Origin of the sequence: Proteus sp. G3927, from assembly GCF_963894685.1 — a bacterium.
Taxonomy (GTDB): domain Bacteria; phylum Pseudomonadota; class Gammaproteobacteria; order Enterobacterales; family Enterobacteriaceae; genus Proteus; species Proteus mirabilis.
The window spans coordinates 42,719-54,023 of the sequence record NZ_CAWQGX010000031.1 but is presented as its reverse complement, the minus strand read 5'-3'; the positions used below and the strand labels follow the sequence as shown (position 1 = coordinate 54,023).

The following is an 11,305-nucleotide window of genomic DNA, read 5'->3' as shown; positions in this document are numbered from 1 at the left end:
GCCTTAAAATCCGTGTTTTTGATGGCTTCTGACTCATCCTTCCGTGACTGGATATGAGGTTCATAGCGACGACTTTTCAGATACGATCCCAACCATTCCGCTTCATACCCTTTGTCCATGCACAACCGGAGCCTCTTGCCCGGTCTGCCCGTCTGGAGGGCATCGAGCGTATCCGCAACCAGCTTTATGTCGTGCGTATTTGCTCCAGCGACCACCACAGAGAGAGGCAATCCGTTCGCATCGGTCATCAGACTGCGCTTTACGCCCCGTTTCCCCCGGTCTGTTGGGTTCTTGCCTGTTTTTTTGAGCCTGCCAGCGGTGATTTGGTCATACAACCATCCATCGACAGCCACGACCAGTCAATAGCGTCCAACTGTTCGCAAGCAAGCAACCCGTTTTGCCAGAAGCGTTCAAATACTCCAGCATCCCGCCATTCCTGAAATCGGCGATGAGCAGAGCTTGACGAGCATATACCGGTGGCATTTAGCGCATTCCACTGGCAACCCGTCCTGAGTACGAAGAAAATGGCGTTCATTGCAGCGCGATTATCAACCCGCTTGCGGTGCGTACCCAGAGGATGGTGAGTTTTATGCTCCGGAATCAGTGGAGCCATTTTCTCCCAGGGCCCATCACTGATCTGCCACTTGTTGCCCACCATGCTTCGCCCTCAGAAATTATCATTATGTATTACCTGACAATTCCTTTTGGGATAGGTTCTAAGTCATTTTTGCAACAAGCCCAAAAAACATGAGAAAACAATTAAAACAGGCCTTCTTTTTGTTATTTAATTAGGCTAAAAAATAAGAATGGTGTTAGCTTAAATCACAACAATTCAAACTAACACCTGTCTAATTTAAATTAATCTATTTATATTAGAGTATTAATATGCCCACACAGCTGCGTCAACAGACAATACATAAGTATCCCCCGCGACAACTGCTGTATCATGTTGTTGAATGGTGAAGTTCAATGTTGATGTATTTGCAGTTGTAGGAACAATCCAACCGTTGTTACCATTACTCATTTGTCCTGCCGAAGCGTCTGGTACTAACACAAAGTTAGCAATATGAGTCGGATTATTCGTTCCCTTAACTTGAATGATTGTGCTTAACTCATTTTCTTTTTCTGACGTTACTGTACCAGATGCCGGAGTCCAGCGGATCGCCACTGAACTTTCTGTCGCTTCAGCTAAGCCCGTCGCAACCTGTGTACCTGCAGTTTGCGGACCAGCAACAAGATCATCACTCGCGGTTAATGTAACTGAAGCCGTTCCCCTAGCTGTAAAAATCACATCGGCCGTTGCTGTTACAACCTCAGAATCGATTTCATCTGCAATAGCTGAACCTGTTGATACAAATGCAATAATAGATGCCAATAAAGCGACTTTTAACTTTTTCATACATACTCTCTTAAATATTCAAATTAATTGTAATAACTTATAAAGCCCAAAATGCAGCATCTAATGACACAACATAAGTGTCCGCATTAATCTCCTGGCCTATTAAAGCTCCAATAGTATCAGTGGTCACTGATGATGGATAAACGAACCACTCTGGCGCAGAATTTGACCAAGAACCGTCGCCCGCATTAAAGAAAGCTAGAAGTTTATTATTTGGATTATTTTTTCCAGAGAGAATAGCTGCATTCTTAGAAACGTCTGCTCCCGCTGAAGTAAATGTTCCCGGTGTCCATCTAATGGCATAGTGATCGTGCCCATCTAGATTTGAAACGCTGAAGCTAGCAATAGGAGTATCAGGTGTTGTCCATTCCCCAGCTCTTAGATTGTTTACAGGGGTAATAGTGAGTTGTGGCCCTTGCCCCAACGCATAAGTCGCATTGGCTGTTCCAGTGAAGATATCACTCGCGATACCCGCTGCTAATGCCGCCTGTGAACTCATTGCGATTGCCGCAACACCTAATAATAATTTAACCCCATTGACTTTTTTCAATTTCATTTCTACTTTCCTTTATTTATATATGCACCATTCCAAAATAGAATAATGTGCGATAGGTACAAAAAAACTAAAATATTACTGACACTTCAATACAGAACCGTTTAATATAATTTCCCATGATGCAGACGATATTTTTTGTGTTCCATCAGAGACAATCTCAAAGAGTTCCGTTTTATTTTTGCTCTTTATAATGCTAATTTTATTTAATTCATCATGAATTAATTCTGGGGCACTTAAACGTATATTCAATTGCTTACCTGATGAAAATAAACGATAGCGTTGTGACCTGCCATTATTTAATGGAGCATAACTCCATATTTTAAATCCACAATAATCGCCATTATCAGAAATCTCGCCTTTCGCCAGTAACGTCCCATCGGTAATAACCCCTGATTTTAATCCATCAACAGGTCTAATATTTAAGGATAAAGCACTTGTTGCTCCCCCCCATCCTAGGAGAACGAAGGACAGGATAATTTTATTTATTTTCATCTTTTTCCTTACTGACAAATTGCACTTAACTGATAATAAATATCATTGTTCTTCTTAGGCGGTAATTGATACTTAACTGAACATACCTCATTTTTTAATTTAATCTGTAATAGACCTTCTTCAGGAATACCCGATAAATACAAATTACCTTGTTCCCCGACAATACCATTGATCCCCAAACGATTATCAACTGTCACTAGCGTCCCAAAGGGAACGACTTTGCCATTTTTAAATTTCAAATTAAATAAAGCCTTAGCACCAATTTGGGTTATAAATTTGGCAGGGATAACCGCCCCCTCCGTTGGTACCACTTTAGTATTGGTATTTTTAACATCAATGTCCGACGAAAAACTCGCAGGGTTAAGCGTAATCGTATTTTCCTGATAAGGAATTAAATATGGCTGGATCGCATAACCTCTTCCGTCCGTTTCAATCCCAGGTAAACTACTGGCTTTAACATTTGCGGCCCCCGGTGCTTCAATGAGCGCAGCCGTCCCTTCAAATGGTTGAGACAATGTAATACCATCCCTATGTGCCACCACACTGCCACTGACACCAATCCCCGTTTGATTATAGTGATTGCTGTAGCTGTAATTGGAATTTATCTGCCCTGATGCTCCTCGCCATTGAAGATTCAACGTTCCATTATTTGAGTTTTCTGCCGAATTAGTTTTGTATTGTTGGCTTATATTCCAATTCAAGCGTTGCTCATAAGCATTACCTGATAACCCTACCGCATGGGTATCCCCACCATTGGACGGTTCCGTGTAACGATAAGATACTCGGGTACTCCCGCCGACCCATTCATCTAATGGCACACTTAGCCAAACACTGATGATATTATCATTACTAGAACGTCCATTTTCTCTCGTATATTGCGTTTTCTGCCAATTCAGTGACGCTGTTACATTTCGGATTAAAACAGAATAGCTTATATTATAAGTATTATCGGAGCCAGAACGATCCCAATAATCATCTCGATAACCTGATGCCGAAATATTTCCCCACTCAGCTAACCCTTGATTCAAGGTGACCGCAAAACGGCTTTTTTGTTTATAGCTAGAAGATTCATTGTTTTTCCAACCGTTTTTTGTATATGTATTTAAGGTATCTGATAATGAGTCGAACCCTTTGCTGTCATATTGGTAACTGGCTAAAGATAGCTGAGTATTACTGTCAAATTCTTTGTTGTAACGAAATTGTAAAGAATGACCATCTTGAGTGTCATGGCCCCAACGTTGGCTGTGATTTTGGGTGATATCAACCGACAAAGCACCAAAATTCCCTAACGTCTTACCAACACCTAACAACAGTGATTGGTAATGCTCCGCTAACTGTATTCCGGTAAAAACCGTCATATCCCAAGGCAAACCATAAATTGCGGTCCCTTGAGCCAACGCTTGCTTTTTTATATTGTCATCACTCGGCCGGTATTGACCTGACATGACACTATAACGAAGGTAGCCTTCCTTAACTGAAACCGCAGGTGCTTGATAGGGGATAACAAACTCCTGAGGAGCACCGTCCGTTTCCCAAACCGTCACCGTGATATCGCCCGAGGCCCCACTCACCGATAAATCATTTAACTCAAATGGACCCGGTGCCACAACACCATCATAAATGGTGTAACCATTTTGTTTCACTTCCACACGCGCTTGCGTTCGTGCAACACCTCTCACTACTGGGGAATATTGATACTGACTAGAGGGTGACATTTTATCATCCGTAGCCAGCATGCCCCCTCGAAATGGAACACTATCAAACACATCACCTGAGGTATAACGTTCGCCCAACGTTAAGCGACTCTTTAAGCTATATAATCCACGCTCCGCATATAAAGCAATATTCTCCCATTGATTGGTATCACTTTTTGTATTTTTCCATGTGGAGTTATTCCTGATACGCCAAGCACCAAGGTTCAATCCCGAATTAAGTTGAACCCACGTTGAATTATTTGATTCACGAACATTTGATTTATACGTAGTATGTGTTGTTGTAGCTTTATAATTTAAAATAAACGCCGTTATTCCCTCATTCCATAATTCAGGATTCGCTATCCCTTTTGTGGATTTCTTTAAATAAATTTGAGGAACGCTTAACTCAAGGGTCAGGGCGTTAAAATTAAAATGGGCATTAGCACCAGATAACGAGGCAATATCAAAGCATGCATCTTCCGTTTGCTCAACTTGGGATTCTGTTTCCTGAATATCAACACCATACTGCACCAGCTGAAGACTTGATAAACAGGGAACCAAGAGCGATTTTTCGTCATCCTCATCCAATTTTGAAAAACGGATATATGATGTGCCAACTTGCCTGCCATTAATCAGGACATCAACCAAGTAAGTCCCTGGCAACTGCCCTCCACCTTCAAATAAAGAGAGGTCAATAGAGTCACCATCAACCCCCTCTATTAATTTTGAATTAAATGTATATTGCTGGGCATAATTAAATGACGAAAATGATAAAATAGCTAAAGCGAATATGCTTAATTTAAATTTCATCATTACTACCCTTTTATTTTTGATTCAAACTTTCTACTTTCACCACCAAAATCGGTAATTAAATGCCATGAAACGGTACTATCACCCACAGCTTTAACGCTCACAGCGGCATCGCTATAAGGTAGGATATACCCAGAGTCAGGAAGGCTAACTTTTTTATTATTAATACTAATATCTTTAAAATTAAAAATATAAGGTGTTGGATTATGTATTTTTAAACGCTCACCCTCTTTTATCCATTCAATTGATGATGTAACATCTAGTGCTGTTTTATTAGCAATCGATTTAGGCCTAACGATTAACTTAATGCACGATTTTATTCTCATCTGAGTTAATAACGTGGCAGAGTCCAATTGTTTTGATTTTTCATCTTCGGTCACCCAATCCGAATCAATTTCTGGTGGGATACCCGTTATACATAACCAATACAATGACTCCCTATCATCAGGACCTAATTTTTCAGTATTGATTATACGTATACGATTACTTTGCTCACCATCCAATCTAAATAACGGTGGGGTGACAACAAAAGACGATTTTGTTTCTTTATCTGCTTGTAACACTTCCGACTGTACTAAAATCGGGTATGTTTGCGGATTAGTTACCGTTAAAGTTGAACCTTGAGAATTCGGCGTAAAAATAACTCTTGTTGCGCCCGTTTCCACAGAGAACTTTTGCGTTTCATGAACTAAATTAGTTGGGGATGAATTTGCTACAGATGTCTGAGTTACACACAAAGCCACCCATAACATGACAATTTTATTAACCTTTTTATGACTCATTAAACATTACCCCATTTAAAAACTAAGCAGCCTAATTTAATAGACCCGTATTTTATTAAAATACCGTTGTATAAAACGCACTCCCACTTAAAGAGTTATACAACCTTATTGATTACTACTTATCGCTGTTTCATCATTGTGTATTCATTCGCATTTGGCGGGCTGCGTGAACACACAACAAAAACACGTAAGAACACCCTCGATATCGGTTTAATTATTTAATTATTTAATTATTTAATTATTTAATTATTTAATTATTTAATTATTTAATTGAAATCAGGCAAAGATAGAAAAGTGCATTTCTATAAACTTTCTTTTTCTTATTTTCGTTCCGTCATTTAAAAATAACAACCACCAACAATAGATTAAAACGTTCTATTGTTGACCTAATGACCATGCGTGATTAACGATATTTAAATTAATTAGTGATTCAGGGTAAAAGACGATTAAAAATGAATTCCCAATTATCTTCCTCAATCACATTCCGAATAAGATCTTGCCAAGAAATACCTAGCACCATCAAATATTGATTTAATTGCGAGATTGTCAAATTGGTCACACCGGCTTCATACCGAGAAACTTGTTGCTGACTAACATGCATCAGCCGCCCCAGTTCTTTGCCTGTCAAATTCACCTTTAATCTATTTTCTCTTAAAAAAAGCCCCAGTTTTTTATTTAAATCCTGAGTGCAGTTAATTTCATTTTCAGAGCGCATACATTAACTCCATTCATTATTGGTTACTCAGTGATAACAAGGCTAAAAATTATTTAACAGCTGCGATTAATGTGAATTGAATATAAATAGACTCTGAACAATTGTAAAAACGATTATAACGATCAAATAAGTCAAATTTGATAGGTTTCAACTATCGACAACTGATAAATGATCGATTTTATCGATCAAAAGTCAACCCCCCCCCACACACAGAGAGTATTCAACCGATTGATCCACAAGTATTTTTCCCGCATGGCGCGTAATTGATTTTTTTATTGGTGAAATCTTCTAAAAATACCGTTCCCTGTATTTTGTGATAAAACGTCTTTATTTTTTTCATTTTGTTACACTTTAAATCTAACCAACCATTTTCTTAGATAAAAATAATCTTAGTTTCAACTGAATTAAAAAAAGCAAAATGAAATGGCTCCACAGAGGAATACGGGGTATTTTGACTTAAAGAACGGTTTGTCTGATAGTGTCTTAAAACGGGCTTGTTGCAAAAATGACCTAAGTGAGAAACACTCACAGTATTGATTATGTCTTATTAGAAATAGGCCATGCCATCGAATGAGCTTAAATGGAAACATTTTGCTCCCCCGATCATCATTTGGTGCTTGCGTTGGTATGGCTCTACGACATTAGGCTATGCCAACGTCAGTGATACGCTCACCGCTCAACGATTTATCGTTGATTTATTGAGTATGCCCCCATTCTCCGTAAAAAATGCAAAAAATATCAATTCATTCGATCGGTTTCCTCTTGGCAGCTCGATGAAACCTACGTCAAAGTTAACGGTATAACTTGGAACAACGGCAAATCAAAACTCTCAACAACCGGATTGAATACATGACCCAAAAATCATAATAAAAATATTAACGAAATTATCGAGGCGATGATTGATCAAATTGATCTACCACGGGATCCCATTGAAGAACTCATACTGTTAGTTAAAAAGAAAAATTTAAAATAATTTCAAATATATATTATCACCTTGAATAATGATAATTTTATTTTCAAGGAGTTTGTATGAATCAACATATTGAACTGGAGAAGGCTCTCGCAGCCTTTCCCTTTTCATTTAAAACATCATTTTTTAACCAACTCAGTCAGCTCATCAATTACTCCCCTACCATTGGTCTAATGGGTAAAACAGGGGCTGGAAAATCCAGTCTGCTAAATGCGCTGTTCCAATCCCAACTATCGCCTGTGAGTGATGTCTCCGGCTGCACACGCCAAGCGCAACGCTTCAGTATGACGGTGAACAACCATACACTCACCTTTATTGATTTACCCGGTGTGGGGGAAAGCCTTGAGCGAGATAAAGAGTACCACCAGCTATATCGTAACTTATTACCAGAACTGGATTTAATCATTTGGGTACTCAAGGCCGATGACCGAGCATGGTCTTCTGATGAACAGTGTTATCGCTTTCTCACGAAGAAATGCGGTTACCAACCTAATCAATTTCTATTTGTCTTGAACCAAGCCGATAAAATAGAGCCTTGTCGCCAGTGGGATGAATACAAGCATCAACCATCCTCAGAGCAGACCTATAACTTAAAATTAAAGCAACAAGCCGTCATAACCGCCTTTAAGCCACATCATCCTGTGATAACAGTTTCTGCGGTCGAAAACTATCAACTCACTGAATTAGCAGAGCAACTCATACAGGCGTTACCGGCGCAAGCCAGTAGCGGGGTAGCTAGGCAACTGAACAGCGCTTACCGGACGCAATCCGTGGAGAACGCCGCACGTAACGATTTTGGGCAATGCATCAGTGATATCGTCGATACTCTGATAGATATCCTTCCCCTGCCTGCATTAATAAAAGGAACGATGAATACAGTCAAAAATAGCATCGTATCCGTTGCTAAATCCCTGTGGAGCATATTCTTTTAGCTTCTTACATTAATACAACATTGATGACATCAAGCGCCAGTCCTTAACGGGATTGACGCTTTTTTATTTCTTTTTCTTGGAGTATCAACTGATGAATAATACAACTGAATCCGCTATTGCAATGACACTCGTCCCCAATGAACAACGCCTGGATTTTTGGCTCAACCACTTCGGGAGTGTGAAAGGCTGGACCACCTTTGAAGTGGCCATCTTTACCACTATGGGGCAGTTTTGTGATGACTACCACGGCGGGTATTGGGAATATTGTACCTTATCCAATGGTGGCGCCTTTATTTATCCCGATTTACCTCAAGAGACACTGACGCTGTTCAACCCACATAACGGTAACGAAGCCAACGTCAGTTGTGAAGCCGCAGGCATTGCCGTGTGTTTGATGATGTACAGCTTATGGTCATTTCAAACGGAAAGTGACATCCTCGTCGATCGCTTTTATCAATTGCGTGATTATGCGGCGCAACACCCAGAACGTTCCGCCATTTTCCATCTAATCGATTAACCACGTCCTTATTTACGCCTTCGTATTAACTATCTACTTTATTTTAAAGGAAATTCATTATGACTCGCTTAGCGTCCCGCTTTGGTGCGGCGAATAGCATTCGCCGTGACCGCCCGTTAACTCTCGAAGAGTTATTTCGCACCGTACCCAGTGTGTTCTCTAAAGAAAAACACGACTCTCGTAGCGAAAAGTCGGGTAAGGACACGGTGTTACCACCGCATCCTCCCCTAAGAACCGTGCGTGCAAGTTTCCCGGCACACGGCTCAAGCCTTTCAAAGCCCCACTGAAGGAGCCGGTTTCACCACTTTGAATCGGCGTGCGCGGGCTGTCTGGTAGCAGTCCGGATGTAACATTATCAGATTACTGTTGGTATCTAGCCCACCGTCAATCGTTCGTTTCACGTGGAAGAGACGCCACCCAGTAGATTCTCCGATCATCTGTCGGCATATAGGGCAATGCCGTTCCTGAGCCAACCATATTCGAATCAGACGGGTTCGCCCCTTGATTGACCTCTGCATTGCAAGGGTCAATCGCTCTTCGAAGTAGATTTCCCATTTAGGATCAAATGGATTGGCATCAGAACGGATTTTCCTATGCCGCCGGATCGGTGTACTGTCAATGTTGTAAAGCTCCAGAAGCTCGGGAACTCCAGTTTGGAGTATCCTGCCAGTTTCCGTGGCAAAGACCCAGTGCCGGGATCCAATGATTCGGAAGTACTTCCTCCTGATCCACCCAGTTCCCTTGTGGGGATGCCGACGTTTTACCCAGCGCCACAAGCTATGCCATATCGCGCAACTGACCTTACTTAACGTTTGTTTCGCCACAACATGCCGATAATAATTTGCCCATCCACGTAACATCGGGTTGAGTTTCTTTATCAGTGTGTCGTGCCGCACCATTGCATTACCTTTAATCACTCCCCTTACTTTGCGCATGAAACGTTGGACACTTACAGGAGCTGGCTTGATTAACAGTTTGCCCCCATATTTGCGTACGTTCATGCCGAGGAAGTCGAATCCATCGCTGATATGCGTGATCCTGGTCTTTTCTGGCGACATCGAGAGACCCCGTTCCGCCAGAAACTGCCCGACCATAGGGATAACTTCTTCTGCCAGCATTTCACTTGTCATACCGGTTATGATGAAGTCGTCCGCATATCGAACGATATTGACCTTCGACGGATTGCGAGTGCTCCTGCGATATTTAAGTCGCAGCAGGTGTTCTAATCCATCGAGAGTCATATTCATCAACGTTGGCGATATGATTCCCCCTTGGGGTGTGCCCGCCGCTGTTGGATAAAGGACATTATGGTGGAAGTAGCCAGCTTTCAGCCACATTCGTAAGATCGCCTTGTCCATCGGGATATTGGCGACCAGCCAGTCGTGCGATATTTCGTCAAAGCAGCTACGGATGTCAGCTTCAAGGATCCATTTCGCACAATCGGTGTGTGAAAGAGCCTTGAAACACTGTTCAATTGCATCAGCCGTTGATCGGGCAGACCTGAACCCATATGAGTTCGGATCTGCGGTTGTTTCGGCTATCGGTTCCAAAGCGAGCAAATGCAGTGCCTGCTGCGCCCTGTCGATCATGCAGGGAATGCCCAGTGCCCGCTGCTTCCCGTTAGCTTTTGGGATGTAAATCCGCCTCAGAGGCTGAGGACGATAGCCCCTTCGCCTGAGTGATAATACTGCTTTGAGCTTGATCTTCGGCGTAGACCACGTAATTCCATCCACGCCAGAAGTTCGTTTGCCGCGATTCTCTGTCACTCGTTTTACGGCGAGAGCTTTGCCGCTGAACGAGTGGGTAAGCAGCCATTGCAGTGCTTTTACTCTGCCATGTCTGCCTTCCTGTGTTGCCTTCACGATACATGCCTGAAGCCTTCTGATCTCGCGGTGGCATCTTGCCCAGTCAATACTGTGCCAGTGCGTCGCCTGATCGGAGGGTGCACCAGAGCTATTTAGCTGCGCCGTCATTTGCTTTCCCTCCTTTAAAGGTTCGCCAGACTCTCTCATGATGAAAGACCAGACTGAAGTTTGCCCGCTTTCGCGTGAGGTAATGTTGCCCAGCGACGCAACCTCTATCCATTCGATTACAGAATGGCCTTCGCTTTCTCAGTCCTCCTCTATCCGCACCGCCAACAGTTTCCCTTACGGGGCCCCTGCCCGAATGGGCAACGATACGGACTTACCATGTTCCGTTCGAAGAACACGATGGGTTAGGTTCTGCCTCTCCGCCGGTAGCTCTGTTGTCCGCGTATCCCCAGTATAAAAAGGAATATCCAGCTACTTTGCCTTTTGGCTACAGCCTTTCAGTACCTTTGGCTGCTTAATATTGACGACGTTTAAGAGCAGTTCACTTCTGTTAACCATACCATCAAGCCTAGCGCTCAAGCCGCGTTGGTACTTGCAGCCCTTGCTACGTTGTCCCGACCGCTTCAG

The 11,305-nt window shown here is 42.2% G+C and carries 9 protein-coding genes and 3 pseudogenes; 4 read left to right on the top strand and 8 right to left on the bottom strand.

From position 1 onward, the window contains the following. The 7 genes and pseudogenes from AACV00_RS14865 to AACV00_RS14835 form a co-directional block, all read right to left on the bottom strand. Positions 1 to 658 (bottom strand): annotated as a pseudogene (locus tag AACV00_RS14865) (IS5 family transposase); the annotation flags it as partial. 222 nt (positions 659 to 880) lie between these two features. After that, complete coding sequence (locus tag AACV00_RS14860; protein WP_161680426.1) at positions 881 to 1,399, bottom strand: hypothetical protein; 519 nt, start codon at positions 1,397 to 1,399, stop codon at positions 881 to 883. A 37-nt stretch (positions 1,400 to 1,436) separates the two neighbouring features. Continuing rightward, positions 1,437 to 1,955: a hypothetical protein gene (locus tag AACV00_RS14855; RefSeq protein ID WP_161680424.1), complete on the bottom strand. Its 519-nt coding sequence runs from the start codon at positions 1,953 to 1,955 to the stop codon at positions 1,437 to 1,439. A gap of 75 nt (positions 1,956 to 2,030) precedes the next feature. Next, positions 2,031 to 2,447: an AfaD family invasin gene (afaD, locus tag AACV00_RS14850; protein ID WP_161680422.1), complete on the bottom strand. Its 417-nt coding sequence runs from the start codon at positions 2,445 to 2,447 to the stop codon at positions 2,031 to 2,033. Between the two features lie 8 nt (positions 2,448 to 2,455). After that, on the bottom strand, positions 2,456 to 4,951 hold the full coding sequence (locus AACV00_RS14845) for a fimbria/pilus outer membrane usher protein (RefSeq protein WP_237584968.1): 2,496 nt from the start codon (positions 4,949 to 4,951) through the stop codon (positions 2,456 to 2,458). Positions 4,952 to 4,956: 5 nt separating this feature from the next. Further along, positions 4,957 to 5,733, bottom strand: a complete 777-nt coding sequence (locus tag AACV00_RS14840; RefSeq protein WP_161680419.1) for a fimbria/pilus periplasmic chaperone — start codon at positions 5,731 to 5,733, stop codon at positions 4,957 to 4,959. 430 nt (positions 5,734 to 6,163) lie between these two features. After that, on the bottom strand, positions 6,164 to 6,448 hold the full coding sequence (locus AACV00_RS14835; protein ID WP_237584967.1) for a helix-turn-helix domain-containing protein: 285 nt from the start codon (positions 6,446 to 6,448) through the stop codon (positions 6,164 to 6,166). Positions 6,449 to 7,008: 560 nt separating this feature from the next. On the opposite strand from AACV00_RS14835, the pseudogene AACV00_RS14830 reads away from it, so the two are divergent. The 4 genes and pseudogenes from AACV00_RS14830 to AACV00_RS14815 form a co-directional block, all read left to right on the top strand. Next, positions 7,009 to 7,247: pseudogene (locus tag AACV00_RS14830) on the top strand (IS6 family transposase); the annotation flags it as partial. A 230-nt stretch (positions 7,248 to 7,477) separates the two neighbouring features. Continuing rightward, positions 7,478 to 8,350: a GTPase family protein gene (locus tag AACV00_RS14825; protein WP_161680417.1), complete on the top strand. Its 873-nt coding sequence runs from the start codon at positions 7,478 to 7,480 to the stop codon at positions 8,348 to 8,350. Positions 8,351 to 8,441: 91 nt separating this feature from the next. Further along, positions 8,442 to 8,867 (top strand): antirestriction protein, encoded by a 426-nt coding sequence (locus tag AACV00_RS14820; RefSeq protein WP_161680415.1) that lies wholly within the window; start codon positions 8,442 to 8,444, stop codon positions 8,865 to 8,867. 59 nt (positions 8,868 to 8,926) lie between these two features. Continuing rightward, positions 8,927 to 9,058, top strand: a pseudogene (locus tag AACV00_RS14815) (DUF932 domain-containing protein); the annotation flags it as partial. Positions 9,059 to 9,139: 81 nt separating this feature from the next. On the opposite strand, the gene ltrA reads toward AACV00_RS14815, so the two are convergent. Further along, positions 9,140 to 10,840: a group II intron reverse transcriptase/maturase gene (gene ltrA / locus AACV00_RS14810; protein WP_161680413.1), complete on the bottom strand. Its 1,701-nt coding sequence runs from the start codon at positions 10,838 to 10,840 to the stop codon at positions 9,140 to 9,142. Between the last annotated feature and the right edge of the window lie 465 nt (positions 10,841 to 11,305).